The organism is Amycolatopsis sp. A133, from assembly GCF_031082405.1.
Classification (GTDB): domain Bacteria; phylum Actinomycetota; class Actinomycetes; order Mycobacteriales; family Pseudonocardiaceae; genus Amycolatopsis.
Window position 1 is genome coordinate 166,037 of sequence record NZ_JAVHJU010000067.1, and the last position, 25,341, is coordinate 191,377.

Genomic DNA, 25,341 nt, shown 5'->3' on the forward strand with positions numbered 1-25,341 from the left:
CGACAGACTCAGGAGGCCGGGTTGATCTCCGACTTGGTGACCGCGCCGGCCGCGTTGAGACCCCACTTGTCCAGGATCTTCTTGTACGCGCCGCTGTCGATCAGCTTCTGGATCGCCCCCTGGACGGCCTTGCCGAAGTCACCGCTGTTCTTCGGCAGCACGATGCCGTACGGCGCCGTGTCGTATGGCGCGCCGACCGACTCGAGCTGGCCGCTGGTCTGCTTGACCGCGTAGTCGATGACCGGGGAGTCGGCCAGCTCGCCCTGCACGCGCTTGGCGGTGAGGGCGAGGTTGACGTCGGTCTGGGCCTGCAGCTGCGTGATCTCGATGGCGGGCTTGCCCGCGCCGGTGCAGGCGGCGTTCTTCTTGTCGAGGTCCTCGACCTGGGTGGTGCCCTTCTGCACAGCGACCTTCTTGCCGCACAGGTCGTCGACCTTCAGGCCGTCGGGGTTGCCCTTCAGCACGGCCAGCGAGGTGCCCGCGCTGTAGTAGGAGATCATGTCGACCGACTGCAGCCGCTCGGCGTTGATGCTGAACGACGACATCGCCAGCTCGTACTTCTTGGCGCCGATGCCGGGGATGATGCCGTCGAACGCGGCGTTCTGGAAGTCCATCTGCACGCCGAGCACCTGGCCGATGGCCGTGCCGAGGTCGACGTCGAAGCCGGCGGGCTTGCCGTTGTCGACGAACTCGTTCGGCGGGTAGCTCTGGTCCTGCCCGACCGCGATCTTGCCGTCGGCCTTGACGTCGGCGGGCACCATGGCGGCCAGCGCGTCGTCCTTGGCAACCGTGCCCGCGTCACCCGATCCGGTGCCCGGTGCGGGAGCAGAGCTGCTGGGGCCCACGTCGCCCGCGCCGCTCCCTCCCGCTCCGCACGCCACGGTCAAGCCGACCAGGGCGAACGCAGGCAGCAGGGCGATCGCCTTGAGCTGGGTTCCTCGGGCCACGTCGTCACTCCTCGTAGTTCTCAGGTTCTGAGAGCACGCATATTGCCACTCATCCATACCAAAGCACAGCACCGTGAAGTTACAGCGCGGTTTAGAGCGGTGCGCGAGTGTCTCGGTCCGCCTGACCGGCCGGCCTAGAGCACGAAGGTCCCACCCGCCGCTTCGGCGACGTCCGCGCCGAGGGCCGATGCCGGGGTGTGCGCGCCCGGCTTGCCCTCGCCGCGGGCCAGCCGCGCCGCGACCTCGGCCACCACCGCCGTCGTGAAGTCCATGCCCTCGCCGGCGCGGAGCCAGCCTTCCCGCGTCGTTCCGTCGGGCCAGGTGACGACGGCGTGGCCCCAGGAGTGCGCGCGGGGGCGGGGTGCGGCCTTCGTCGTCACCCGGGCCAGCTGCCGGACCGCGAACCGGCGCACGAGCGGAATCGACACCACCCTGCCGAGCAGGGGCAGGAGCGCGCGGACCGCGGGTGACGTCGGCGCGAGCCCGGACATGACGGTGACCGACGGCGCGCCACTCGCCCGCTGAGCGGCCACCAGCTCACCCGAGGGCACGCCCGCCGACTTCGCGGTCTCGCCGTCCGGGAGGGTGTGCGTCTGCGGTTCGGCCCCGAGGCGGGCCGGGGTCAGGCGGCCGTCCTCGTAGCGGCGGCCGCCGGTGGTCAGGACGTCGACGATGCTGGCGGCCAGTGCGACCCCCACGGCACCTGCTTCGACGGCGACCGACGCCAGCGCGTCGACGCGCACCCGGCTCGGCGTCTCGCGTCCTTCACAGAGCTTCGCGACGACGGCCTCCGTGGCCAGGACGCCGAACCCGGCGCCGGTCACGAAGGTGCTGCCGCCGGCGAGGGCTTCTTCGTGCAGGTCGAGCAGCCGCGGGACGGCAACCAGGTCCGCGGCCAGGTCCACGTAGTGGCCACCGGGCAGGCACGCCCGCGCGATCGTCGCGGCCGTGGCGGCGTACTCGCCGATGGTGTTGACGACGACCGCCGGCCGCTGCCGCCGGATCTCGGCCGCCATGGCCTCGACGCCGTCGGCGACGACGAACTTCGCGCCGGTCGCCTCCAGGCGTTCTCGGTGGCGCCCGACCAGCACGACCGGCAGCCCCTTCGCCGTCAGCTCGGCGGTGATGCCCCGGCCGGTGCGGCCAAGCGCTCCGAGGACCCAGATCTCCATGTCGGCCTCCAGTGATGTCTCAGTGTGTCGTCACCGAGGCTAGCACGTGATGACACACTGAGACGTCAGCTAGGGTGGGGCGTGGCCAGATGGGATCCCGGGACCGCGGACCGGCTGCGGAAAGCCGCGCTGGAGCTGTTCGCCGAGCACGGGTACGACGCCGTGACGATCACGCAGATCGCCGAGCGCGCCGGGATCACGCGCCGCTCGTACTTCCGCTACTTCCCCGACAAGCGCGAAGTCCTCTTCGCCGGCGCGGAGCAGCTGCCGCCCGCGGTCGCCGAAGCCGTCCTCGCCGCCGAAGAGGCGGAGTCGCCGCTTCGCACGGCCCTCGCCGCGCTCGTCGAGGTCGGCACGCAGGTCACGCGGCTCGTCGACCCGTCACCGGAACGCCGGGCCGTGATCGCTTCGAGCGACGAGCTCCGCGAACGCGAGCGGAGCAAGGGCGCGGCGATCACGGCCGCGATCCAGGACGCCCTGGAACACCGGGGAACACCGCCCGAGCTGGCGAAACCGGCAGCGCAGGTCGCGGCGATCATCCTCGGCGACGCGTTCGACCGGTGGATCGACTCGGCCGGAAAGCGGGACTTCCCGGCGTGCCTGGAGATGGCCGCCGCGACCTTCCGCGAAGCCTGCGCCTAGCCCCAAGCGTCACTTTCCCTACGAAAGTGACGGCTCAGGCTGCCCAGAGCGTCACTTTCGTAGGGAAAGTGGCGGGCTAGCCGCGGGCGTGGGCGTCCAGGATGTGCGCGACGGCCTCGGTGACCTGCTGCGCGTACTCCAGGTGCAGCCACTCGTCCGGCACGTGGATGTTCGAGTCGGCGCCGCACGCGCCCGTCACCAGGAACTGCGCCTCCGGGTACTTCCGGGAGAGCAGCCCCATGAACGGGATCGAGCCGCCCATGCCGGTCGCGCGGTGCGGGCGGCCGAACACCTCGTCGCCGACCGTGCGCAGGGCCGTCGTCAGCCACGGCGATTCGGCCGGCGCGTTCCAGCCGCTCTCCGCCTGAGGCGCACCGAGCGTGACCTTCGCGCCGTACGGGACGTCGGTGGTCAGGACGCGCTTCACGGCTTCGAGCGCCTTCTCGGCGTCGGCCGTCGGCGGGAGGCGGAAGCTCAGCGTCAACGTCGTGCTCTCGCGCAGGACGTTGCCGGCGTCGGCGGGCTTCGGGAAGCCGTCGGCGCCGATCACCGACAGCGTCGGGCGCCACGCGTTGTTGAGCATCAGCTCCAGCGCGTCCTCCGTGATCACGCGGCCGCCTTCGACCAGCGGGAACGCCTTCGCCATCGCCTCGGGGAACTCCTGCGAGACGGCCTCGAGCTCCGAGAGCCGGTTCGCCGGGACGTCGACCTTGAGCTCGTCCAGCAGCAGTTCACCGGTCGCGCTGTCCTCGAGGCGTTCGATCAGGTGCCGCAGGATGCGGAACGAGCTCGCGACGACCCCGCTCGCGATGCCGGAGTGCTGCGCCGCGCCCAGCAGCTGCACCGTGACGTCGAGGTGCAGCATCCCGCGCAGGCTCGTGACCAGCCACAACCGCTCGTAGTCGCTGCCGCCGGCGTCGAGGCAGACCACCAGCGAGACGTGGCCGATGCGGTCGGCCAGGTGCTCGACGTAGGCGGGCAGGTCCGGGCTGCCGGACTCCTCGCCGGTCTCCAGGAGCAGCACGATGCGGGCGTGCTCACCGCCGGCCGCGTGCACGGCTTCGATCGCCGTCGTCGCCGCGTAGCCGGAGTAGCCGTCGTCGACGGACCCGCGGCCGTACAGCCGGCCGTCGCGGATCACCGGGGTCCACGGGCCGAGGCCTTCGGACCAGCCGCCGACCGGGGGCTGCTTGTCGAGGTGGCCGTACATCAGGACGGTGCCCTTGTCCGCCGCGCCCGGGGTCGCCGGGACGTCGACGAGCAACAGCGGGGTCCGGTCTTCGAGCTGCACGACCTCCAGCTTCGCGCCGGGCAGGTCACGCCCGGCGATCCACTCGCGGACGTGCTCGACGGCGGCGGCGAGGTGGCCGCTCTGGGCCCATTCGGCGTCGAAGGCCGGGGACAAGGCAGGGATCGCCACCAGCCCGGACAAACTGGGGATGACGTCGTCGGTCCACGACGTCACAACGGATTCACGCACGGATTTTTGCTCCACGTGGCCCATCGTGCCACGCACGTCCGAGCGTGCGGCACATCACAACCTCGCCTCACGCCTCGTGAGTGGTAAGGCGGGTTAGAACCCGCTTTACCACTCACGACCCTGGTGAGCGCTGGGGCCGGTTCCCTACTCTCGTAGGTCCGATGCTCGGGCTTCCTAACGTTTGCCCTGTTCAGGGGCCCTTTCTCAGCAACAAATCAGCATCCGTGACTCACCAAAGCGTGGACCTTCGTGCCAGGATGTCGGCGTGAACCGTCAACGCCGACGGTGACCGAGCGCTTCGGACCCGATGCGCTGGTCCCCGCCGGTGCAGTCGCTGTGGTCGCCACAAGCGGCCGCCAGAGGCACCGACACCAAGGAGTACAGCGCATGCCGTCCGAACAGTGGACGCACCCGGAGCCTGGAGACGGCCCCGCCGCGGTCGCGGCCCAGCCCTCTCCCGAACAGGTGATCGCCGGATTGCGAGCGACCAGCGAAGGGGGCGCTGAGCTCACCCAGCTGCTCACCCCCGAAGGCGAACGGGTGCCCTCGCCCCAGTTCGACAAGTACGTCGAGGACGTCGACGCCGAAGCACTTTGCGGCCTCTACCGCGACATGGTGCTGGTCCGGCGGGCCGACCGCGAAGCGAACGCCATGCAGCGCCAGGGCCAGCTCGGCATCTGGGTCCCGCTGCTCGGCCAGGAGGCCGCGCAGATCGGCTCCGGCCGCGCCCTCAAGGCGAACGACATGGCGTTCCCCAGCTACCGCGAGCACGGCGTCGCGTACGCGCGCGGGGTCGACATGAAGGACCTGCTGGGCATCTTCCGGTGCACCGACCACAGCGGCTGGGACTACCGGCAGCACGGTTTCCACCCGTACACCATCGTGATCGGCAACCAGGTGCTCAACGCCGCCGGCTACGCGATGGGGCAGAAGTTCGAGGGCAAGGTCGGCGACGACGACGGCGAAGCGACCATCTGCTACTTCGGTGACGGCGCCACTTCGCAGGGCGATGTCCACGAAGGATTCGTCTGGGCCGCGGTCTACGACGCGCCGCTGGTCTTCTTCTGTCAGAACAACCAGTGGGCGATCTCCGAGCCGACCGAGCGCCAGTCGCGCCTGCCGCTGTACCAGCGCGCCCGCGGCTACGGCTTCCCCGGCATCCGCGTCGACGGCAACGACGTCCTCGCCTGCCTCGCGGTGTCGCGCTGGGCGCTCGACGAGTGCCGGCACGGCAACGGCCCGGTGCTGATCGAGGCGTTCACCTACCGGATGGACGCGCACACGACGACCGACGACCCCAGCCGCTACCGCCTCTCCGACGAGCTGGAGGAGTGGAAGCTCAAGGACCCGATCGAGCGCGTCCGCGCGTACCTCGCTCGCAACGGCTACGCCGACCACGACTTCTTCGACAGCGTCCAGGCCGACGCCGACGCCTTCGCCGCCGACCTGCGCGAGTACACGTTCAACATGCCGGAGCCACCGCCGGAGCGGATCTTCAGCAACGTCTACGCCGAGGGCAACCCGGTGCTGGACGCGCAGCGCGAAGAGTTCCTGTCCTACCTCGACGGCTTCGTATCGGCGGGTGAGCACTGATGTCCGACCTCCAGAAACTCACCATCGGCAAGGCGCTCAACCTCGGCCTGCGCCGCGCGATGGAAGAAGACCCCAAGGTCCTGATCATGGGTGAGGACGTCGGCAAGCTCGGCGGCGTCTTCCGGATCACCGACGGCCTGCAGAAGGACTTCGGCGAGCAGCGCGTGCTGGACACGCCGCTCGCGGAGTCGGGCATCATCGGCACCGCGGTCGGCCTGGCCGTGCGCGGCTTCCGGCCGGTGTGCGAAATCCAGTTCGAGGGCTTCATCTTCCCGGGCTTCGACCAGATTTCCTCGCAGCTGGCGAAGCTGCACTACCGGACGCAGGGCAAGATCAAGATGCCCGTCGTGATCCGGGTGCCGTTCGGCGGCGGGATCGGCGCGGTCGAGCACCACTCGGAGTCGCCGGAGTCGCTGTTCGCGCACATCCCGGGCCTGAAGGTCGTGTCGATCTCGAACGCCGCCGACGCCTACTGGGGCATCCAGCAGGCGATCAAGTCGGACGACCCGGTCCTGTTCTTCGAGCCGAAGCGGCTGTACCACTCGGGTGCGCTGCGCGCGGAGATCGACGTGGCCGGGACGCCGTCGCCGGTGTTCTCCTCGCAGGTCGTCCGCGAAGGCACGACGGCGACGGTCGTCGCGTACGGCCCATCGGTGAAGGTCGCCCTCGACGCAGCCGCCGCGGCCGCGGATGAAGGCAAGTCCCTCGAGGTCATCGACCTGCGCACCCTCTCGCCGCTGGACCTCGGGCCGGTGTTCGAGTCGGTGCGCAAGACCGGGCGGCTGATCGCGCTGTCGGAAGCGCCGTCGGAGTCGTCGCTGACGTCGGAAATCGCCGCGCGCGTCCAGCAGGAGTGCTTCTACTCGCTGGAAGCGCCCGTCCTCCGGGTGACCGGGTTCGACACGCCGTACCCGCCGGCCAAGCTCGAGGAGCACTACCTCCCCGACCTGGACCGGGTGCTGCACGCCGTCGACCGCTCACTCGCCTGGTAAGGGGGATTTCCGCGTTATGCCCACGTACAAACAATTTCCCCTGGCCGACACGGCGGAGGGGCTGACCGAAGCCGACATCCTGTCCTGGCACGTGAAGCCGGGCGACGCCGTGACGGTGAACCAGATCGTGGTCGAGATCGAGACCGCGAAGGCCGCCGTCGAGCTGCCGATCCCGTGGGCCGGGGTCGTCACGGAACTGCACGTCGAGCCGGGGCAGACGGTGGAGGTCGGCACGCCGATCCTCACGATCGACGTCGATCCCGGCGGCGCCGCGGCTCCGGCTGCCGCTCCCGCTGCTCCTGCCCCGGCGCCGGCCGAGGAAGAGGAGATGAAGCCGCTGGTCGGCTACGGCTCCAAGGCCGTCGTCACGCAGCGGCGGGCGCGGAGGGGCGCTGAACCCGCTCCGGTGGCTGCTGTTGCTGCCCCTGTCGCTCCTGCTCCGGTGGCTCCGCGCGGTGGGTACGTCCCGCTCGCGAAGCCGCCGGTGCGGAAGCTCGCGAAGGAGCTCGGCGTCGACCTGCACACGCTGACCGGCACCGCGGACGGCGGCGTCATCACGCGTGAAGACGTCGAGCGCGCCGCCAACGGGACTCCGGTCGTCGCGTCCACTGTGGACAGCGGAACCCGCGAGCGGCGCGTGCCGATCAAGGGTGTCCGGAAGATGACCGCGGCGGCGATGGTGCAGAGCGCGTACACCGCTCCGCACGTCACGGAGTTCCTGACCATCGACGTCACGCCGATGATGGAGTTCCGCGAGAAGCTCAAGAAGTCGCGGGAGTTCGCCGGGGTCAAGGTCACGCCGCTGACGTTCGCCGCGAAGGCCGTGTGCCTGGCGGCGAAGCGGACCCCGGACATCAACGCGGTCTGGGACGAGCAGGCGCAGGAGATCGTCTACAAGGACTACGTGCACCTCGGGATCGCCGCGGCCACGCCGCGCGGGCTGATCGTGCCCAAGGTCCGCGACGCCGACTCGCTGTCGCTCAAGGAGCTGGCGCAGGCGCTGACGACGCTGACCGAGGTCGCCCGCGAGGGCAAGACGTCGCCGGCGGACATGGCGAACGGCACGATCACCATCACGAACGTGGGCGTGTTCGGCGTCGACACCGGCACGCCGATCATCAACCCGGGCGAATCCGCGATCCTGTGCCTCGGCGCGATCAAGGACCAGCCGTGGGTGGTGGACGGCGAGATCAAGGTCCGCAAGGTCCTCCAGCTGTCGCTGAGCTTCGACCACCGCGTGGTCGACGGCCAGCAGGGCTCGGAGTTCCTAGCCGACGTCGGCGCCCTTCTGGCCGACCCGGCGATGGCGATGACGTACTGACGCACTGACATAGGGCGTTTCGGTATTCCAATACCGAAACGCCCTATGTCACGCTTTAGACTCCTTACGGGCGCAATTCAGCCGCGAGTCGAAATCTGGACGGCAACAATAAGTTACACATTGACAGTTCAGGTTACCAGACTGGCAAGAGGTCACTCAACGTAACAGCGACCTTCACTCTCGCGACAGTCCGAAGCAATGCCGGACTTCAAACGAGAGGTTGCCCCCATGAGCGTGGAACTGAATGTCGACAGTCTTCTCGAGGGCAACCAGCCCGACAAGGAGCAGGTACAACGCATCGCCAAGGCGTATTCCACAGCACTGGCACTCTCCATGATCAACGGCGAAGATCGTCCCTTTGCCCGAGTGTCCGAAAATGTGGAAATCGATCACGGCGAGTGCCGAAGACAACTGGCGATCGACTGGCACTTGCCGACCCTCATACAAGCACTGCCGGGTAACACCTTGATGAGCGACCCGAAGTTCATTAGTGCGTTCAACGAGATGAATCCAATACTCGTGGTACCGATCTTCATAGTCCGAAAAGGGCGCTTGATGAACAACTTCTGCGTCGAAGACTCCTCCGGCGGGAAGCTGTACCTGTGCGGCACCGATGAGTGGCAGAAGCGCACCCGTCTTATGCTCCGCTTCTTCTGGGGACTCGTCGACCTCGTGCCGGTCGAGAAAGGCTCTTACACCGAAGGCCGGCTGGCCGAACTCAAGCGGCGGTACCTGGAACTCCCGACCATGGATGCAGGTGCCGCCACCGAGCGGGTAGAGGCGGTCGTGGGTGAACTGGGGACGGTCGGAGTGCCGTTTTATCCGGGCGTGTTGGGGCGGTTGAGGTACGTCGGCAACTACGTGGCCAAGAGGCACCTGATCTGGCTACACCTGACCAGCAGACCCGGGCAGGCCGTGCGCCTCAACGTCTCGTACCGCACCAGGTTCTCGGCTGACTACCTGCCGAAACCCAAGAACGGCCACCATCAGCCCCGAAGCCCCTACCGCAGAGTGGACGAGTGGGTCAGGCGAGCCGTCGGGCAGGAGCCCTATGAATTCAGGATTCCACTTGCCATGCACAGCGTGTGCACGAGCTACCACTTCACCCAAACTGCACCGCCCGGAACCTTCTTCCTGGAACAGCGCTTCGCCCACGAGCGCACCTTGGCGATGCCGAAGGACCAACAGATCGACACGTTCGACGCTGCGATCAGCAAGCTCGACAACGTGGATGTCCAAGGCAAGAACGAAGCCGGCGGTCCCGTGGCCCATCTCTACGTCCGCAACTTGCCTAGCACAGTCGGTGACCAGATCTACGCCTACACGCTGCTACGAGAGCGACCGCCCGGCACCACGGCGCTGGTCATGTGGTTGACCTTGTTCGCCAGCATCTTCTTCTGGTTTTACTGGCTCATCTGGGACCGGCTCGTGATCGATGACACCAAGGGCATCGACGTGGCTGCACTGTTCGTCGCACTCCCAGGGTTGGCTTCTATCTGGTTTTCCCGGGCATTCAAGGACGACATCCGGCCGCGTATCCCGCTCGTGAGCCGAATCGGGTTGCTCGCGGTCGGCATGTCAGCCTTTTACTCACTGCTCGGCGTAGTCGTGCAAAGAGGGGTTTGCAACCCTGAGGCCGCTCCGTGCTCACCCATCCTCACGTCGATCTTTTCCCATCAGGTGCTGCTCGTACTCGCTGCACTACTCACCGCACTCACTGTGTGGCTGATCGGGCGAAGGTTCCGCTTCCAAAAGAGTTATCGAGTACTCCAGAAGAACATCATCGAGCGCTACTCGCGCTAATATCTCGGAAAGGTGTCTACGATGGCCGGAGAGAGCATCATGGACTTCATGCGACCCCAAGTCGAAGAGATCTTGGACTTGGCCGTCAAGGCTGGCCCGGACACGTTCAGCGATGAAGCACAACGCGTGCTGTTGAGCGACGACGACGGCGACAAGGCCATCTTCTCTGCGGCGGCCCGGCAGCCGTTCATCGTCGCGTCCGACGCCGCATCCGCCGCGCGGCTCCCCAACCTGGTGCCGGAGTCGTGGCGCCCACACTTCACGGAGTTGGTTCTTCGCGCCGTCGACGACGAGTGACTGAATCAAGGACGCATTGAGGGCCGCCTCGTTCGAGATGGCCCTCAGCGTTTCCGGAAGACGATCTTCCCCACGTAGAGGTCGAGGTGGGTTCATCGAGGTCGGCGCGGGTTCGCGGCGGCGTGTCGCCGGCTTGGTCTTCGACCAGCCTGAGTTGGACCTGGCGTTGCTCCAGTATGTGCTGCCTGATGTCAACGAGCAGCGCGTCGATCTCCTCGGTGACGACACTCGTCGCTATGCGAGGGGCGTCGCCGCACCGGCGCCACGGCAAGAACCGCCAGTCCTGAGCTCCGACACGGCGAGCCTTTACCCATTTGACGGAGTGAGCACTCACTCCGCATACTGGACGTCATGACACCAGCACCCGAAACCCGGCGGAGAGCGCCGGGCATGAGCGTCGAAGCCCGGCGCACCATGATCGTGCACGCGGTGCTGCCGCTCCTGATGGAGCACGGCACCGGCGTCACGACCAGCCAGATCGCCCGCGCCGCCGGCATCGGCGAGGGCACCATCTTCCGCGCGTTCAAGGACAAGGACGAGCTCTTCGACGCCTGCACCGCCGAGGCGCTGCGGCCCGACCACGTCCTCGACGCGATCGCCGACATCCCCCTGGACCAGCCCCTCGAAGAGCGGCTCGTCGAGGCCGCCGAGGCACTCGGCGCCCACCTCGAACGGATGGGCGTGCTGATGGGCGCCCTGCACGCGTCCGGACGGCACAAGCTGCGCGATCCCGAGCAGCGCCTCAAAGACCGGCGCAGCTCGTGGAAGGGCGGCCGCCGCGAGTCGATGGCCGCCATGCGCGGGGCGATGGTCGACCTGTTCACCCCCGAGAAGGACCGGCTGCGGCTGCCGCCCGAGCAGCTCGCCTCCCTGTTCCTGGCCCTGCTCTTCGGCGGCCGCCCGATGGCGGCGGACAGCGACGCACCCACCACGCGCCAGGTGGTCGACGTCTTCCTGCGCGGCGCCGTGGAGGCTCAGTGATCCCGGGCGGTGGGGGCGGCATGGAGTTCGTGCTGGCTCGGCGCGGCCGGCGCCGGCACGCCGTGACGGTGCCGGAAAGCGGGCTCACCGGGCCCGTCGACATTCCCGAACCGAAGCAGGACGACCAGCCGAAGGACCTGCGCTCGCGGCTGAAGCGCGCGAAGACGTCCGTGGCGGGCACGGTCCGCGGGCTGCCGAAGGTCGTGAAGCTGACGTGGCAGGCCAGCCCCGTCCTGACGATCCTCCTGGCGCTGATCACGCTGTTGTCGGGGCTCCTGCCGACTGCGACCGCGTACATCGCGAAGCTGCTGCTCGACTCGGTCGTCGCGGCGATCCAGGGCAAGGGGACCACGGCCGACATCGTGCACGTCGCGCTCTTCCAGTTCGCGGTGCTCGCCGCGACCGCGATCAGCAGCGCGCTGACGTCGATCGCGCAGACGCTGCTGCAGGAACGCATGACGCTGACCATCCGCCACCAGGTGATGGCCCACGCCAGCGAGCTGCACCTGGCGTACTTCGAGGGGTCCGCGTCCTACGACATGCTGCGCCAAGCCGCGCAGGAAGCGCCGACGCGGCCGCTGTCGATGATGAACTCCGCGCTGGGGCTCGTGCGGACGCTGATCACGTTCGGCAGCATGATCGCGCTGCTCGTCGCGATCAGCCCGCTGCTGGCCCTGGTCGCGCTGGTGGCGCCGATCCCGGCGTTCATCTCGCAGTCAAAGTACGGCTCGCGCGCGTTCTGGCTGACGTTCCTGATGTCACCGATCAAGCGGCGGATGGATTACCTGTCTTCGCTGGTCACCACGGACACGTACGCGAAGGAGACGAAGCTGTTCGGGCTCGGCCCGTACTTCGTCGACCGCTTCCGCCGGCTGGGGGTCGTCTCGTACGAACGGCAGCGGAAACTGACGATCAACCGCAACATCAGTTCGACGTCTTGGGGGCTGCTGAGCACGCTCGCGGGCTCGGCGATCGCGCTGTACATCGCCCTGGAGGCGGTCGGCGGCCGGCTCACGCTCGGCGACCTGGCGTTGTACACGGCCGCGGCGACGTCCGTGCAGACGTCGGTGTCCGGGCTGTTCACGGCGTTTTCGGGGATGTACGAGAACAACCTGTACCTCGACACGCTGTACCGGTTCCTGGACACAAAACCCGAGATCACGGCACCTCCCTCGCCACGTCCATTTCCGTCCCGGGTGGACGGTCACATCGAGTTCGACTCGGTCACGTTCGCGTACCCGGGATCGGATGAGCCGGCCCTGGAGGACGTCAGCTTCGAGATCCGCCCGGGCGAAACGGTGGCGGTGGTGGGCCGCAACGGCGCGGGCAAGTCGACGCTGTTCAAGCTGCTCTGCCGGCTGTACGACCCCACGGACGGGCGCATCCTGCTGGACGGCGTCGACGTCCGCGAGTACGACCCGGACGAGCTGCGCCAGAGGATCAGCGCGATGTTCCAGGACTACGTGACGTACCAGGGAACGGCGGCGGAGAACATCGGCTTGGGCGACCTTTCGCGGCTGGAAGACCGTCCCCACATCGAGGATTCGGCCCGCCGAGCGGGCGCGGACGAGCGCATCGAGCGGCTGCCTTCCGGCTACGACAGCCCGCTCGGACGCTGGTTCGACCAGGGCGTCAGCCTGTCCGGCGGCGAGTGGCAGAAGATCGCGCTGGCCAGGGCGTTCCAGCGGGAGGCACCGATTTTGATCCTCGACGAGCCGACGTCGGCGCTGGACGCGCAGGCCGAGCACGACCTGTTCGCACGCCTGCGCGAGCTGTCCGAGGGGCGGACGACGCTGTACATCTCGCACCGGTTCTCGACGGTGCGGCAGGCGGAGCGGATCCTGTTGCTGGACCAGGGGAAGGTCGCGGAGTACGGGACGCACGAGGAGCTGATGGCGGCGAAGGCGGGGTATGCCGAGCTGTTCACACTGCAGGCACAGGCGTACCTGGACGAGGTGCCGAGCTAGAACAGGGAGTTGCGGTGGTACTGCGGTGGTAGCGCAGTACCACCGCGAAGCTCGAGATTGTGCACGGCCAGCCGCTGCGGACCGGCGTCTTCCGAGGTGTCGACAGAGATCGCGACGGTGTCGAGCACCGAGTTCTGGATGGTGATCACCCGGTGGCGATCACCCAACCAGCTCAGGTCCAGGCGGCACCGCACCATTCGCACGTCCGAGACGGCCACTCTCGACCACCCTCCGCCGCCACCGGACCATTCGTAGCTCCGGCCCGAGAGATTGATTTCGAGATCGGCGAAATCACACTTTTCGAATCGCAGGGTACCGGCGGAGATCGAGAAATCATCGAAGTTCACCCGCTGGACCCGGAAGCGGCAAGCGTAGAAGCCGACGGTCCGCCCGGTCAGCTCGCCGTCGGCGAAGTCCAGCACCTCGCCGACGAACTCCGCCCCCACGAAGTGGACGGCCGCACGTTCGAACACGACGTTGGTGAAAACGGTCTCCTTGGCGGCGAACCGGGTGTCCAGGCAGCTCAGGCGGCCGCGGAACGTCGTCCGGGCGAAGGACGTCAGGCCGCCCCGGAACTCGGCGTTGTCGAAGACGACCGCGCCTTCGAAGCTCAGCCCGGCGAAGTCCGCGTTGTCGAAGACGAGGCCGGTGAAGTCGAAGTCGAGGGCCCGCCAGGAGGGTTCCGCGGTCTCCACAACTCGGTCGCGGATGGCGCGCAGCACAGCCTTCCGCACTTCGCTCTCGCCGGGTTTGTCCGAGTTGCGGGCCAGCCGGAGGTAGCCGCACAGCACGTCGACGCAGACCTGGCGCTTGTCCGCCCAGTCATCCGCCAAGCCGGCCAGGGCGTACACGCCGGTGAGCCGGACCGCCGGGCTGTCGTGCGCGAGTTGTTCGGCGGCGGACGAGAGCCGCTCGTTGAACCGCTGTTCGACCTCCCGCTGAGCGCGGTCGACGTCGAGATCGTGCTCGTCTTCGGCGACCCGCTGCTTCCGGTAGTTGACCGCGAGCAGCACGACACCGCCGAAGCCGGCGACGACCGATAGGGCAATCTTCAGCAGGTCCAGCATCTGCGGCACGTCGAAGGAGCCGGCCTTCGGGAACCGCGGCCACCCGAGGAACCACAGGAGCCCGGCCGCGGCGGTGGTCACGACCGCCATCGCCAGGAGGAGCCACCCCAGCACCGACGCGGCCATCCGCCGCCGCCGGGTCACAGCAGCTCCCGCGGCTTCGGCCTCGATGTCGTTCTCGCGAGCGGATGGGCTGCGGTTGCGCTTCAGGCTCCGTCCGTGGACGAGGAGGACCACCGCGAAAAGCAGCAGGACCGCGACCAGGAGGTAGCGCAGCCAGTCGGACACGAGGGGTGACCCTAGCCGCCGGCCGGGGTGGCCGGGAGCAAAACGGACAGGTCGTTCGTTGTACGGGTATGGCTGTCGCGTTCCTGCTTTACGTCTTCGCCGAGATCGCCGCGATCTGGGCGGTGGGCTCGGCCGTCGGCGTGCTCGGCACGCTGGGCCTCCTGCTGGCCGGCGCCTTCCTGGGGTCGTGGCTGGCCCGCCGCGAGGGCGGCAAGGCCATGAGAGCGTTCACTTCGGCGGCCCGCTCGGGACGGCCGGCGGAGAAGGAACTGACCGACGGGATGCTGGTCGGGCTGGGTGGGGTGCTGATCCTGGTGCCCGGGTTCGTCAGCGACGTGCTGGGGCTGCTGTTGATCCTGCCGCCTTCGCGCGCGGTGGCGCGTCGGCTGTGGTTGAAGCGGATGGAGAAGCGGGCGGTGCGGTTCGCGAACCGTCGGCGGGGGCCGGTGATGGTGGTGGACAGCGAGGTCGTCGACTCAGAGCAGCCACGACGGGACCAGCCCACGGTGATCGAGGGTCGGATCGTGGAGAACTGATCACGAGTGGACGCCGCGGTGGTACTCGAGGAACTCGCGTCCGAGGTTGTGCGATTCCTCCACGGTCAACATCCCCGCCGGCTGCCCGTGGCGAACGATCGTTAGGTCCGGGGCGATGAAAATCGCCCCGCGGTCGAATTGCACGTGGCAGTTGGGGCAAAGGCAGAGCACGTTGGGCGCGAGGTCCGGGCCGTGGTGGAGACCACCCAGTGCCTTGATGTGCGCGCCTTCTGAGTACCCCGCGCCGTCGCCGACCACCAGGCGGGTACCGCAGATCTGACAGGTGTGGTCGTACATCTTCTTCACGTACTCGACAACGTCGGTCGAGCGGACAGTCCGTTGCGTCACGACCTGCTTGCGTTCGGGCTGTGCGTTGCCGAGCGGGGCCACAGCGTGGTGCTGTTCACCTGGCAACAAGACGTCTTGCCGGGCGAAGGTGACGTCCACACCCACGCTCATCTTCACCATGCGGAACCGACAGATCTGGTGGCCGCCCTGGCCGGACACCATTGCCGCGTCGTCAACGCGAAACAGACCGTCGTAGCGGTAACCCGAATCGGGCGCGTGCGGCGACTTCCGATCCGCGCCGCGCACCACCCGAACTGGAGCACCGGTCAACCAGCTCGTTCGCAAGGCAGCGTTTCCCGGGGCTTCGAAGGTCTGATCCTCGACCTGCCGACCACGGCTATCCCGACCTCCGTGGCCCGTGTACAACAACTCGTGTCCGTGATCATCGTCGTCCTCGTAACCACCTGACGACACGATCGACTCCGCCCCCGTTTTGCCGGTCCCGACGATGCCCGCTTGGAGCGCGCGGTGGACCCCGCTCGCCGCTACTTCAGCTCGGCTGGCGAACACCGCACCTTCCGGGTAACCGGGAATCTCACCAATGCCCTGCGCAGCGCCAGCGGCGGACATGATGTTGAGGTCTCGGAAGTCAAAGCCCAAGGCAGTCAACCGCGCTACGACCGTTTGCAACCCGCCGCTGAACTCTGCCGCCGTGAGCGCTCGGCCTGTCGCGTACCCGTGCGACGCGCCTAGAAGTGCCTTCGAGTCGTATTGCTTGCCCTCGTAGAGCACGACATACCGACGCGACTGACCGAAGCCGTACTTGCCGAGGAACGCTTCACGACCGAGGTCGTCGAACTCGGCGATGGCTTTGAGGACGTGCTCTTGGTCCACGTCGGCGAGGCTCATGGATCCACCCTAAAGGTGGACACCGACAGTTTGGTGTCACCAAGCTGCGACAGCTAGTCCACGGATGGCTTGGGGATGTCGAAGTAGCTGGAGAACCGTACCGCCGGTGCGTACTCGCCCTTCACCTTCACTCTCCCCGTCACGAACATCGCCGCTACCGCTGCGTTGCCCGTGGCCATCCGGATGAAGTCGTCCACCGACAGCGTGATCGTCGTGTCCGGAGTTCGGGACAGGTCCGGCGAAGACACGCACACCCCGTCCTCGATCACCGTCTGGAAACGGTCGTATCCGTCCTCGCCTGAACCCTCCGAAAAGCGCCAGGAAATCACACAATCCACGTGGCGTGCTCGGTCCGGTGAGAAGTGCTCCGACATTCTGCGAAATATCTCGTCCAAAAACACCGGACGCAGCTGCGGGTGGTCCGCGATCGCCTTCAGCTGCTCACGCGAAGCTCGGCGGACCACGTCCACCAGTACGTCCGTCGACAACGAGCTCAGCTCGATGCCCGCGCCGGCTTCGCCCAGCATGTGCACGGTTTCCAGGACCTGGGTGAACTGCGCGGGGGTCAGGTTGGCGATGACCAGCTTCTCCGCGAACGCGTTCACCACGTGGCCGCCGCGGGTACGATGGGGGCGGGGGAGGCGCCATTTTGCGTTTCGGGGCACGGGGCCGGACTATACGGGGTGCGGCAGGTCGAAGAAACCGATCAAGCCGGCCGCGAACGCCAAGTCGCCTTTGACTTTGATTCTTCCCGTGACGAACAACACCGCCGGTGTTGCCTGGTGGGTGACGAGGCGGAAGAAGTCGGCCGGGGCGATTGTGATCGTCACCCGGGGGCGCCCTTTCAGCTCGCGGCTCACCGTGCACGCTCCGTGCGCGATTGCCGTCTCGTAGCGGTCGAAGCCGCCTTCGCCGGTTCCGCCCGACAGGCGCCAGTGGACCACCGCGTGCAGGTCGCGGGCTCGGTCGGGGCGGATGTGCGCGCCCATGCGGGCGAAGATCTCGTCCAGCACTCGCTCGCGCAACGACCTGTCCGCGACGACGCTCTCCAGCTGCGCGCGCGACGCCGATGCCACCAGGGACGCGAAGCGGGCCGGCTCGACCTTGCTCAGGTCGAACGCCGGGGCGCGCTCCGCCAGCCTCAGGAGCGCCTTCAACAGGCGGCGGAAGTCGTCCTTGCGGAGGTCGCCGGGGTCGAGATCGAGCTCGTTGACGTCGAGGGCGTGGGCCTCGGGGCTCAGCGGGTCGAGCCGCTCGAGTGCGTCGAGCAGCGCCGCCCCACGGAGGTCCGCGATCCGATCGGCGCTGGTCATCCCGGCGTTTTCGGCCATGCTCACCCCTCTCAGGTTACTCGAGGGTAATACTACTTGCCAGTAGGTAGGCGGGCAAGCGTGCCGAAATCACCCTCCCGGGTCGTCTCCCGGTACCGTCTCCGGGCAGCAACAAGGAGGTCGAGCGTGTCAGAGGAAGATCAGCGTCCGCCCGAACGGGCCAGGCGGCTGCCGCGTGCGGTGCGCGAGCGGCAGATCCTGGACGCGGCCGTCCAGGTCTTCTCGCGCCACGGCTACCACGCCGCGTCGATGGACGAGATCTCCGACGTCGCCGGGGTCTCGAAGCCGATGATCTACACCTACCTCGGCTCCAAAGAGGACCTCTTCGGCGCGTGCATCCGCCGCGAGGCGACGCGCCTGCTCGAGGCCATCCAGGCCGGTGTGCAGCCCGACTTGCCACCCGACATGCAGCTCTGGCACGGCCTGCGGTCCTTCTACCGCTTCGTCGCCGAGTACCGCGAGTCGTGGACGGTCCTGCACCGCCAGGCCCTCACCGTCGGCGGGGCCTTCGCCGCGGAGATCACCGACATGCGGGCGCGCGCGATCCAGCTCGTCGCCGCGCTCGTGGTGTCCGCCGGCACCCGCAAGGGCGTCGGCGAGCAGGCCGAGTTCTCCGGCGAAGGCCTGGCCGCGTCCCTGGTCGGGGGAGCCGAGTCCCTGGCCGACTGGGCGCTCGACCACCCCGACATCTCCGACGGCGTCCTGGCCTCCTGGATGATGAACCTCGTCTGGCTGGGCTTCAACGACCTCATCGAGGGCGCCGTCTGGAAGCCGTCAGAGTGAGCTGATCGTCCCCTCGATGTGCGGCTTCGACTTGCTCCACAGCTCGAAGGCCCAGCCGTCGTCCACCGACCACGACGTGAAGCCCACCTTCGCCGGCAGCAGCACCGGCTGCTTGAAGCGGACGTCCACCGTGAACGCCTCCGGCAGCCGGCCCTCGAACGCGGCCAGCGCGTGGGCCTTCGTCCACATGCCGTGGGCGATCGCCGCCGGGAAGCCGAACAGCCGCGCCGTCAGCGCGTGCAGGTGGATCGGGTTGCGGTCGCCCGAGACCTCCGCGTAGCGCCGCCCGATGTCGCCCGGGATCCGCCAGATCGCGTCCGGGGTCGGCGGCGCCAGCTGCTCTCGCCGCGAAGAGCCCGAGCCCGAGCCGCGTCGCAGGTACGTGCTGACGTCGGCCCAGACGAGGTGATCGCCGGCCCAAGCTTCGCTGATGACGTCGAACTGACGTCCCTTCTCGTGCGGACGCAGGTTCTCCGCCCGCACGCGCACGGTCAGCGGCTCGCCGACGCGCAGCGCGCGGTGCTGGGTGATCCGGTTCGCCACGTGGACCATGCCGAGCAGCGGGAACGGGAAGCCCGGCTCGGTCATCAGCGCCATCTGCAGCGGGAAGGCCAGCATGTGCGGGTACGTCGCCGGCAGCTCGTCGCTCAGCCGGAAGCCGCACACCGTGTTGTACGCCGCCAGGTGGGCCGGGTCGACGACGACACCCGTGCGCACCAGCTCGGTGTCCGGCAGCGAAGAGCCGGACGGCTTCCGGATCACCCCGCCGAGCAGCGCCTTCGGGTACAGCGTCGCCAGGCTCGGCGTGCTGTCGAGTTCGCGGATCGCCACGTCACGCCCCCAGCAGGGCCTGGCCGCAGACGCGGACCACGTTGCCGTTCACCGCGGCCGACGCCGGGTTCGCGTACCAGGCGATCGTCTCGGCGACGTCGACCGGCAGGCCGCCTTGGCCGAGGCTGGACAGCCGCCGCCCGGCTTCGCGGATGAACAGCGGCACCGCGGCCGTCATCTTGGTCTCGATGAACCCGGGTGCGACGGCGTTGATCGTGCCGCCGTACGCCGCCAGCTGCGGGGCGCCGACGTTCACCATGCCGATCACGCCCGCCTTCGACGTCGCGTAGTTCGTCTGGCCGACGTTGCCGGCAATGCCCGCGATCGACGAGACGCCGATGATGCGGCCGTTCTCGTTGAGCACCTTGTCGGCGAGGAGCTTGTCGTTCACCGCGAGCTGCGAGGCGAGGTTGACGGCGATCACCGAGTCCCACGCGCTCTCGCTCATGTTCCCGAGCGTCTTGTCGCGGGTGATGCCTGCGTTGTGCACGACGATGTCGACGCCGCCGTGGCGCTCCTTCAGGTACTCCGCGAGCTTCGCGGGCGCGCTCGGCGAAGTGATGTCGAGCTGCAGCGACGACCCGCCGACCTTGTTCGCCACCTTCGAGAGGTCACCGCCCTGGGCGGGGATGTCGAGCGCGACGACGTGCGCGCCGTCGCGGGCCAGCACCTCGGCGATCGCCGCGCCGATGCCGCGGGACGCGCCGGTGACCAGCGCGACCTTGCCGTCGAGGGGCTTCTCCCAGCTCGCGGGCGGAGAAGCCGTCTTGCCCTCGGTGCCGATCCGGATCACCTGCGCGTCGACGAACGCCGACTTCGCCGACAGCAGGAAGCGCAGCGTCGAGTCCGTGGCCTCTTCGGCGCCGTCGGCGACGTACACGAGCTGAGCGGTCGCGCCGCGCTTCAGCTCCTTGCCGACGGAACGGATGAAGCCCTCGAGGGCGCGCTGCGCGATCCGCTCGCGGCCCTCGACCTGCTCCGGCGGGGTGCCGAGCACGACGACCCGGCCGGACGGGCCGACGCTGCGGATCACCGGGTGGAAGAAGTCGTAGACCTCGCGCAGGCGCGCGGGGTCGGTGACGCCGGTGGCGTCGAACACCAGTGCCGCGTGCCGGTCGGCGGCCGTGGTGAGCACCTCGATGCCCGCGTCGGCGAGCTGGTCGCGCAGGGTCTTCTCCAGCCGTCCGCCGGGCGCGGCGCCGAGAAGTGCGGGACCCTCGAGGGCGGATTGGCCGGGCTGGTACCGGCGCAGCGTCGCGGGATTGGGCAAGCCGAGCTTCGGCACCACGAACTTCCCCACCGGGCTTTTCGTGAACTGCTGGTACCTGTCAGCCATCGGATGCCTCCCGTGCAGTCTGCGTCACGTCGCAGTCTAACCTACTCGCTAGTAGGTTACAGTGTGAGAGACACGACCAGAGAGGTGGAATGTCATGCCGCCGAAGCTGCGACATTCAAAGCAGGCGCCAGCTGTACGCAAGGTCGCGATCATCGGGGGCAACCGGATCCCGTTCGCGCGGTCCAACGGTCCATACGCGAAGGCGTCGAACCAGGACATGTTCACCGCCGCGCTCGACGGCCTGGTCAGCCGCTTCTCACTGCAGGGCGAAGTGATCGGCGAGGTCGCCGCCGGCGCCGTGCTCAAGCACTCCAAGGACTTCAACCTGGCCCGCGAGAGCGTGCTGGGCAGCAAGCTTTCGCCGGCCACGCCCGCGTCCGACGTCCAGATGGCGTGCGGCACCGGCCTGCAGGCGATCGTCAACGTCGCCAACAAGATCGCGCTCGGCCAGCTCGACTCGGCGATCGCCGGCGGCGTCGACACCACCAGCGACGCCCCGCTCGCCGTCAACGAGGACCTGCGCCAGATCCTCATCCAGCTCAACGCCGCCAAAACGCTCGGCGACCGGCTCAAGCTCGTCGCGAAGATCCGGCCCGGGCACATCGTCCCGGCGATCCCGCGCAACGAGGAGCCGCGCACCGGCCTGTCGATGGGCGAGCACGCGGCGCTGACGGCGAAGGTCTGGGAGATCACCCGCGAGGCCCAGGACGAGCTGGCCGCGAGCAGCCACCAGAAGCTCGCCGCCGCCTACGACCGCGGGTTCTTCGACGACCTCGTGACGCCGTTCCTCAAGCTCGCGCGCGACCAGAATTTGCGCCCGGACTCGACCGCGGAGAAGCTCGCCAAGCTCAAGCCGGCCTTCGGCGGCCCGGACGGGACGATGACGGCGGGCAACTCGACGCCGCTGACCGACGGCGCGTCGACGGTCCTGCTGGCCACCGACGAGTGGGCGAAGGCGCACAAGCTGCCGGTGCTGGCCTACCTGACGTTCTCGCAGACCGCGGCCGTCGACTACGTCCACGGCGACGAGGGCCTGCTGATGGCGCCGGCCTACGCCGTGCCGCGGATGCTCGCGCGCGCCGGGCTTTCGCTCCAGGACTTCGACTTCTACGAGATCCACGAGGCGTTCGCGTCGCAGGTGCTGGCCACGCTCAAGGCGTGGGAGGACCCGGCGTTCGCCAAGGAGAAGCTGGAGCTGGACGCCCCGCTCGGGTCGATCGACCGGGCGAAGCTCAACGTCAACGGCTCGTCGCTGGCGGCCGGGCACCCGTTCGCCGCGACCGGCGGCCGGATCGTCGCGACGCTGGCGAAGCTGCTGCACGAGAAGGGGTCCGGCCGCGGCCTGATCTCGATCTGCGCGGCCGGCGGCCAGGGTGTCACCGCGATCCTGGAGAAGTAACTTTCGTACCGAAAGTGCCGCCCTCGGGGTTCCGGGGCGGCACTTTCGGTACGAAAGTGGCGGTTAGTTCGGGAGGGCCTTCTGGGCTCGCTTGGCGAGCTTGTTGGCGCGCTTCTGGCCCTTGCGGCTCAGCTTCTCGGCGCTGTGGCCGACGTCCTTCGCCGCGCGACGCGCCCGCCAGCCGACCGACGGCTTCCCGGCCGTGTCGGCGACCGCGAGCAGCAGGCCACCGGCCAGGCTCGCGTTCTTGAAGAACTGGATCTGCTGCTGCTGACGCTCGCCCGGGTCCTTGAGGGTCCAGAAGCTGTGCGTCGCGAGCGTGGTGGGCACCAGGCTGCCCAGGAGGAGCCCCGCCGCGAGCCGCGGCGCCTTGCCCGACGCGAGCGCGAGACCGGCCCCGATCTTAACCGCGGCGTCGACCCGGACGAGCGTCACCGGGTCCCGCGGGACCTGCTCCGGCACGACGTCGCCGAGCTTGTCGAACGCGTTGTTGAGGAACGGTTCCGCCGCCTTGGCGTGGCCCTCGGCCTGCCTCAGCGCATTGATCCCGCCCGTCACGAAGATCGTGGCGAGCAGGGGACGTGCCACTCGACGGAGTATCACGGTCATAGCCTTCCTCGTACGGGCCGCTGCCTGGTCGAACCTACTCCGTGGATGCCCGCTCGGCCTCCGCTCGAATCCTCATCGGGCTTTCTCCACGAATATCGCCGCAACCCTAGATAGGGCTATAAAGCATTAGCGGTTGACCTTGACGCAGCGTCAACTTCTATCGTCGAAGTCATGGAGTGGTCGATCCAGGACATCGCCCGCTCGGCGGGGACCACGAGCCGGACGCTGCGCCACTACGGCGCGGTCGGCCTGCTCGAGCCCAGCCGGATCGGCGGCAACGGCTACCGCTACTACGACGAGCAGGCGCTCGTCCGGCTGCAGCGGATCCTGCTGCTGCGCGAGCTCGGTCTCGGGCTGCCGGCGATCGCCGAGGTGCTCGACGGGCAGCGGGACAGCGCCGCGGCGCTGGAAACCCACCTGGAGCTGCTCGAACGGGAGCAGCGGCGGATCGGACGGCAGATCGAGTCGGTCCGCACGACACTCCGGAAACTGAAGGGAGGTGAACGACTGATGGCAGAAGAAGTCTTCGACGGCTTCGACCACACGCAGTACGAGAAGGAGGTGACCCAGCGCTGGGGCGCCGACGCGTACCGGCACGGTGACCAGTGGTGGAGCTCGCTGACGGCCGAAGAGAAGCAGGCCCACCAGCAGGAGCAGCTCGACATCGCGACGGCGTTCGGCGCGGCGCGGGCTTCCGGGCTCGCGCCGGACGCGGACGAGGTCCAGGCGATCACCCGACGGCTGCACGAGTGGCTGCGGCCGGCGGTCTCGTCGGTGTCGGCGGGGTACTTCGCGGGCCTGGGACAGCTGTACGTCGACGACCCGCGCTACGGGCTCGAAGGCGAGACGGCGGAATTCGTCCGGGACGCGATGAAGATCTACGCCGAGCGGAACCTGAACGCCTAGCGGCACGTCGTAGTGCGCGCTGGGGGTAGGGACGAGCAGGGCTGCAGACCTGTTCGTCTCTATGTACGGCCATCCGGTCGAACCTGGGCGACACGCGCTAGGTGTCTATGGCGGAATATCGGGCTCCCGCTAGATACGCCGATAACTTGGCAGAGTGGACCCCATCCGCAATCCCTTCGCACCGGGCGCCGGGCAACGGCCGCCCGAGCTGGCTGGGCGCGAGCGTGAGCTCAAGGCGTTCGAAGTGGTGCTGGAGCGGGTTGCGCGGGGGAGACCCGAACGCAGTCTTGTCCTCACCGGGCTGCGGGGTGTCGGCAAGACCGTGCTCCTGGGGGAGCTGCGGGCGATGGCCGTGCGGCACAAGTGGGGGGCGGGCAAGATCGAAGCCCGGCCGGACGCCGAGCTGCGGCGGCCGCTGTCGGCCGCGCTGCACCGGGCCATCCGGGACCTCGCCGTGCGCCACCGCGCGCCGGACCGGGTCGAAGAGGTGCTCGGCGTGTTGAAAGCGTTTGCGCTGCGGGCCAACAAGGCCGACGCGAAGCTGCGTGACCGCTGGCAGCCGGGGATCGACGTGCCCGCCGCGCAGGGGCGGGCCGACTCCGGGGACATCGAGATCGATCTCGTCGAGCTGTTCACCGACGTCGCCGAACTCGCCGCGGACGTCGGCACCGGCGTCGCGGTGCTCATCGACGAAATTCAGGACCTTCAGCCGGACGACGTTTCGGCGTTGTGCGCGGCCTGCCACGAGCTGTCGCAGTCCGGCGCGCCGCTCGTGGTCGTCGGCGCCGGGCTGCCGCACGTTCCCGCGGTGCTCTCGGCGTCGAAGTCCTACTCCGAGCGGCTCTTCCGGTACGCGCGCATCGACCGGCTCAACCGCGAGGACGCCGACTTCGCCGTGATGGCGCCGATCGAGCGCGAGGACGCCGGCATCGAGCCGGAAGCCCTCGACGCGCTCTTCGACGCGTCCGGCGGTTACCCCTACTTCATCCAGGCCTACGGCAAGGCGGCCTGGGACGCGGCGCCGTCCGACCCGATCACGGTGAAGGACGTCCAGGTCGCGGCGCCCGAAGCGGAGTCGGAGCTGGCGGTCGGCTTCTTCGGATCGCGCTACGAGCGCGCGACGCCGGCCGAGCGGGAGTACCTGCAGGCGATGGCCGAGCTGACCCAGGGACGCGACGAGCCCGCCGGCACCGCCGACGTCGCCGTGTTCCTCGGGCGGAAGCCGTCGTCGCTGTCGCCGGCGCGCGACAGCCTGATGAAGAAGGGCCTCGTGTACTCCGCCGAGCGGGGACAGATCGCCTTCACCGTCCCGCACTTCGGCCACTACCTGCTCAGCCGCGACTGACCTGGGCTTTTCCGGTTATCTCGCGGTCTATGAGGCTCTCTAACTTTGTATTGTCTTTTTGCTATAAAGCCTTAGGAAGCTATAGCCGGTTGCTTCGTCGTGATGGCCGCCACCCCCGATCTCTCCGGTCGATACCCAAGTTTGCCGATGATTCATCGGCTAGTGCGCCACATCACCGGATATTCATTGGCCTCCTTGTGAAAAAAGGTGCATACTAGAAGCACAGCCACCAAGACCCTCGAAGGGGATGCAGAAACCGATGAACAACATCGCCGCCAAGCTCCGTGCCCGTCGCGCCGAGGTTCGCACTCGCCGGGCACTGAACCGGGCGATCGACACCGCCGCCACCGCGACGGTCCGTCAGGAACTCATCGCGATCGCCCAGGCTCGCTCGAACTACATGCGCTGATTTCTTCACCCTGTGGCGGTCGCCCATTCGAGTGACCCATGCCACAAACCGGTGAAGGTGTAACGCCACCCGAACAGGTGTCGATACCCCCTACGACCCCGTGATGCTG

At 68.2% G+C, this 25,341-nt stretch carries 24 protein-coding genes; 14 read left to right on the forward strand and 10 right to left on the reverse strand.

Annotation, left to right across the window (positions count from 1 at the left end; all coding sequences use genetic code 11):
- Positions 1-8 precede the first annotated feature (8 nt).
- Positions 9-947: an ABC transporter substrate-binding protein gene (locus Q5425_RS39855; protein ID WP_308677597.1), complete on the reverse strand. Its 939-nt coding sequence runs from the start codon at positions 945-947 to the stop codon at positions 9-11.
- 134 nt (positions 948-1,081) lie between these two features.
- Positions 1,082-2,119 (reverse strand): hypothetical protein, encoded by a 1,038-nt coding sequence (locus Q5425_RS39860; protein ID WP_308677598.1) that lies wholly within the window; start codon positions 2,117-2,119, stop codon positions 1,082-1,084.
- 81 nt (positions 2,120-2,200) lie between these two features.
- On the opposite strand from Q5425_RS39860, the gene Q5425_RS39865 reads away from it, so the two are divergent.
- Positions 2,201-2,761: a helix-turn-helix domain-containing protein gene (locus Q5425_RS39865; protein ID WP_308677599.1), complete on the forward strand. Its 561-nt coding sequence runs from the start codon at positions 2,201-2,203 to the stop codon at positions 2,759-2,761.
- Positions 2,762-2,837: 76 nt separating this feature from the next.
- On the opposite strand, the gene Q5425_RS39870 is transcribed toward Q5425_RS39865, so the two are convergent.
- Positions 2,838-4,256, reverse strand: coding sequence for a M20/M25/M40 family metallo-hydrolase (locus tag Q5425_RS39870; protein WP_308677600.1), 1,419 nt, complete (start codon positions 4,254-4,256; stop codon positions 2,838-2,840).
- 372 nt (positions 4,257-4,628) lie between these two features.
- Here Q5425_RS39870 and pdhA point away from each other — a divergent pair, with 372 nt between their 5' ends.
- From pdhA to Q5425_RS39905, 7 genes are all read left to right on the forward strand, one after another.
- Positions 4,629-5,834, forward strand: coding sequence for a pyruvate dehydrogenase (acetyl-transferring) E1 component subunit alpha (gene pdhA / locus Q5425_RS39875; RefSeq protein ID WP_308677601.1), 1,206 nt, complete (start codon positions 4,629-4,631; stop codon positions 5,832-5,834).
- Positions 5,834-6,826, forward strand: coding sequence for an alpha-ketoacid dehydrogenase subunit beta (locus Q5425_RS39880; RefSeq protein WP_308677602.1), 993 nt, complete (start codon positions 5,834-5,836; stop codon positions 6,824-6,826). The genes pdhA and Q5425_RS39880 overlap by 1 nt, the downstream gene beginning before the upstream one ends.
- A gap of 16 nt (positions 6,827-6,842) precedes the next feature.
- A complete protein-coding gene (locus Q5425_RS39885; protein WP_308677603.1) occupies positions 6,843-8,147 on the forward strand; it encodes a dihydrolipoamide acetyltransferase family protein in 1,305 nt (434 codons plus the stop codon).
- Between the two features lie 228 nt (positions 8,148-8,375).
- The gene (locus tag Q5425_RS39890) at positions 8,376-9,950 is read left to right on the forward strand and encodes a hypothetical protein (protein WP_308677604.1); all 1,575 of its coding nucleotides are present in this window, start codon (positions 8,376-8,378) and stop codon (positions 9,948-9,950) included.
- Between the two features lie 21 nt (positions 9,951-9,971).
- Complete coding sequence (locus Q5425_RS39895; protein ID WP_308677605.1) at positions 9,972-10,247, forward strand: hypothetical protein; 276 nt, start codon at positions 9,972-9,974, stop codon at positions 10,245-10,247.
- Positions 10,248-10,637: 390 nt separating this feature from the next.
- On the forward strand, positions 10,638-11,228 hold the full coding sequence (locus Q5425_RS39900) for a TetR family transcriptional regulator (RefSeq protein ID WP_308677901.1): 591 nt from the start codon (positions 10,638-10,640) through the stop codon (positions 11,226-11,228).
- Positions 11,229-11,248: 20 nt separating this feature from the next.
- Positions 11,249-13,195: an ABC transporter ATP-binding protein gene (locus Q5425_RS39905; protein ID WP_308677606.1), complete on the forward strand. Its 1,947-nt coding sequence runs from the start codon at positions 11,249-11,251 to the stop codon at positions 13,193-13,195.
- Here Q5425_RS39905 and Q5425_RS39910 read toward each other — a convergent pair.
- A complete protein-coding gene (locus Q5425_RS39910) occupies positions 13,192-14,550 on the reverse strand; it encodes a hypothetical protein (RefSeq protein WP_308677607.1) in 1,359 nt (452 codons plus the stop codon). The genes Q5425_RS39905 and Q5425_RS39910 overlap by 4 nt on opposite strands.
- Positions 14,551-14,618: 68 nt before the next feature.
- On the opposite strand from Q5425_RS39910, the gene Q5425_RS39915 reads away from it, so the two are divergent.
- Complete coding sequence (locus Q5425_RS39915) at positions 14,619-15,086, forward strand: FxsA family protein (protein WP_308677608.1); 468 nt, start codon at positions 14,619-14,621, stop codon at positions 15,084-15,086.
- Here Q5425_RS39915 and Q5425_RS39920 read toward each other — a convergent pair whose 3' ends face one another.
- From Q5425_RS39920 to Q5425_RS39930, 3 genes are all read right to left on the reverse strand, one after another.
- Positions 15,087-16,283 (reverse strand): YDG/SRA domain-containing protein, encoded by a 1,197-nt coding sequence (locus Q5425_RS39920; RefSeq protein WP_308677609.1) that lies wholly within the window; start codon positions 16,281-16,283, stop codon positions 15,087-15,089.
- Positions 16,284-16,336: 53 nt separating this feature from the next.
- Positions 16,337-16,888, reverse strand: a complete 552-nt coding sequence (locus Q5425_RS39925; protein ID WP_308677902.1) for an SCP2 sterol-binding domain-containing protein — start codon at positions 16,886-16,888, stop codon at positions 16,337-16,339.
- A 69-nt stretch (positions 16,889-16,957) separates the two neighbouring features.
- Complete coding sequence (locus Q5425_RS39930; protein ID WP_308677903.1) at positions 16,958-17,614, reverse strand: SCP2 sterol-binding domain-containing protein; 657 nt, start codon at positions 17,612-17,614, stop codon at positions 16,958-16,960.
- Positions 17,615-17,740: 126 nt separating this feature from the next.
- Here Q5425_RS39930 and Q5425_RS39935 point away from each other — a divergent pair, with 126 nt between their 5' ends.
- Complete coding sequence (locus Q5425_RS39935) at positions 17,741-18,397, forward strand: TetR/AcrR family transcriptional regulator (protein ID WP_086843734.1); 657 nt, start codon at positions 17,741-17,743, stop codon at positions 18,395-18,397.
- On the opposite strand, the gene Q5425_RS39940 is transcribed toward Q5425_RS39935, so the two are convergent.
- The gene (locus Q5425_RS39940) at positions 18,389-19,228 is read right to left on the reverse strand and encodes a MaoC/PaaZ C-terminal domain-containing protein (RefSeq protein ID WP_308677610.1); all 840 of its coding nucleotides are present in this window, start codon (positions 19,226-19,228) and stop codon (positions 18,389-18,391) included. The genes Q5425_RS39935 and Q5425_RS39940 overlap by 9 nt on opposite strands.
- A gap of 1 nt (position 19,229) precedes the next feature.
- A complete protein-coding gene (locus Q5425_RS39945; RefSeq protein WP_308677611.1) occupies positions 19,230-20,564 on the reverse strand; it encodes a 3-oxoacyl-ACP reductase in 1,335 nt (444 codons plus the stop codon).
- 94 nt (positions 20,565-20,658) lie between these two features.
- On the opposite strand from Q5425_RS39945, the gene Q5425_RS39950 reads away from it, so the two are divergent.
- On the forward strand, positions 20,659-21,963 hold the full coding sequence (locus Q5425_RS39950; RefSeq protein ID WP_308677612.1) for an acetyl-CoA C-acetyltransferase: 1,305 nt from the start codon (positions 20,659-20,661) through the stop codon (positions 21,961-21,963).
- A 63-nt stretch (positions 21,964-22,026) separates the two neighbouring features.
- On the opposite strand, the gene Q5425_RS39955 is transcribed toward Q5425_RS39950, so the two are convergent.
- Positions 22,027-22,572 (reverse strand): DoxX family protein, encoded by a 546-nt coding sequence (locus Q5425_RS39955; RefSeq protein WP_308677613.1) that lies wholly within the window; start codon positions 22,570-22,572, stop codon positions 22,027-22,029.
- 171 nt (positions 22,573-22,743) lie between these two features.
- Between Q5425_RS39955 and Q5425_RS39960 the strand changes: the two genes are divergently transcribed.
- The 3 genes from Q5425_RS39960 to Q5425_RS39970 all read left to right on the forward strand — a co-directional run bounded on the left by Q5425_RS39960 (position 22,744) and on the right by Q5425_RS39970 (position 25,232).
- Positions 22,744-23,478 (forward strand): MerR family transcriptional regulator, encoded by a 735-nt coding sequence (locus tag Q5425_RS39960; RefSeq protein ID WP_308677614.1) that lies wholly within the window; start codon positions 22,744-22,746, stop codon positions 23,476-23,478.
- Between the two features lie 154 nt (positions 23,479-23,632).
- Positions 23,633-24,823 (forward strand): ATP-binding protein, encoded by a 1,191-nt coding sequence (locus tag Q5425_RS39965; RefSeq protein ID WP_308677615.1) that lies wholly within the window; start codon positions 23,633-23,635, stop codon positions 24,821-24,823.
- 259 nt (positions 24,824-25,082) lie between these two features.
- Positions 25,083-25,232, forward strand: coding sequence for a hypothetical protein (locus Q5425_RS39970; protein WP_308677616.1), 150 nt, complete (start codon positions 25,083-25,085; stop codon positions 25,230-25,232).
- The last annotated feature ends 109 nt before the right edge of the window (positions 25,233-25,341 follow it).

Excerpts from the sequence above, each read along its gene's own strand:
- Q5425_RS39915 (WP_308677608.1), top strand. The coding sequence starts at position 14,619 with ATGGCTGTCGCGTTCCTGCTTTACGTCTTCGCCGAGATCGCCGCGATC.
- Q5425_RS39960 (WP_308677614.1), top strand. The coding sequence starts at position 22,744 with ATGGAGTGGTCGATCCAGGACATCGCCCGCTCGGCGGGGACCACGAGC.
- Q5425_RS39950 (WP_308677612.1), top strand. The coding sequence starts at position 20,659 with ATGCCGCCGAAGCTGCGACATTCAAAGCAGGCGCCAGCTGTACGCAAG.
- Q5425_RS39895 (WP_308677605.1), top strand. The coding sequence starts at position 9,972 with ATGGCCGGAGAGAGCATCATGGACTTCATGCGACCCCAAGTCGAAGAG.
- Q5425_RS39970 (WP_308677616.1), top strand. The coding sequence starts at position 25,083 with ATGAACAACATCGCCGCCAAGCTCCGTGCCCGTCGCGCCGAGGTTCGC.
- pdhA (WP_308677601.1), top strand. The coding sequence starts at position 4,629 with ATGCCGTCCGAACAGTGGACGCACCCGGAGCCTGGAGACGGCCCCGCC.
- Q5425_RS39860 (WP_308677598.1), bottom strand. The coding sequence starts at position 2,119 with ATGGAGATCTGGGTCCTCGGAGCGCTTGGCCGCACCGGCCGGGGCATC.
- Q5425_RS39955 (WP_308677613.1), bottom strand. The coding sequence starts at position 22,572 with ATGACCGTGATACTCCGTCGAGTGGCACGTCCCCTGCTCGCCACGATC.
- Q5425_RS39885 (WP_308677603.1), top strand. The coding sequence starts at position 6,843 with ATGCCCACGTACAAACAATTTCCCCTGGCCGACACGGCGGAGGGGCTG.
- Q5425_RS39945 (WP_308677611.1), bottom strand. The coding sequence starts at position 20,564 with ATGGCTGACAGGTACCAGCAGTTCACGAAAAGCCCGGTGGGGAAGTTC.
- Q5425_RS39900 (WP_308677901.1), top strand. The coding sequence starts at position 10,638 with ATGAGCGTCGAAGCCCGGCGCACCATGATCGTGCACGCGGTGCTGCCG.
- Q5425_RS39905 (WP_308677606.1), top strand. The coding sequence starts at position 11,249 with ATGGAGTTCGTGCTGGCTCGGCGCGGCCGGCGCCGGCACGCCGTGACG.
- Q5425_RS39930 (WP_308677903.1), bottom strand. The coding sequence starts at position 17,614 with ATGGCCGAAAACGCCGGGATGACCAGCGCCGATCGGATCGCGGACCTC.
- Q5425_RS39890 (WP_308677604.1), top strand. The coding sequence starts at position 8,376 with ATGAGCGTGGAACTGAATGTCGACAGTCTTCTCGAGGGCAACCAGCCC.
- Q5425_RS39880 (WP_308677602.1), top strand. The coding sequence starts at position 5,834 with ATGTCCGACCTCCAGAAACTCACCATCGGCAAGGCGCTCAACCTCGGC.
- Q5425_RS39920 (WP_308677609.1), bottom strand. The coding sequence starts at position 16,283 with ATGAGCCTCGCCGACGTGGACCAAGAGCACGTCCTCAAAGCCATCGCC.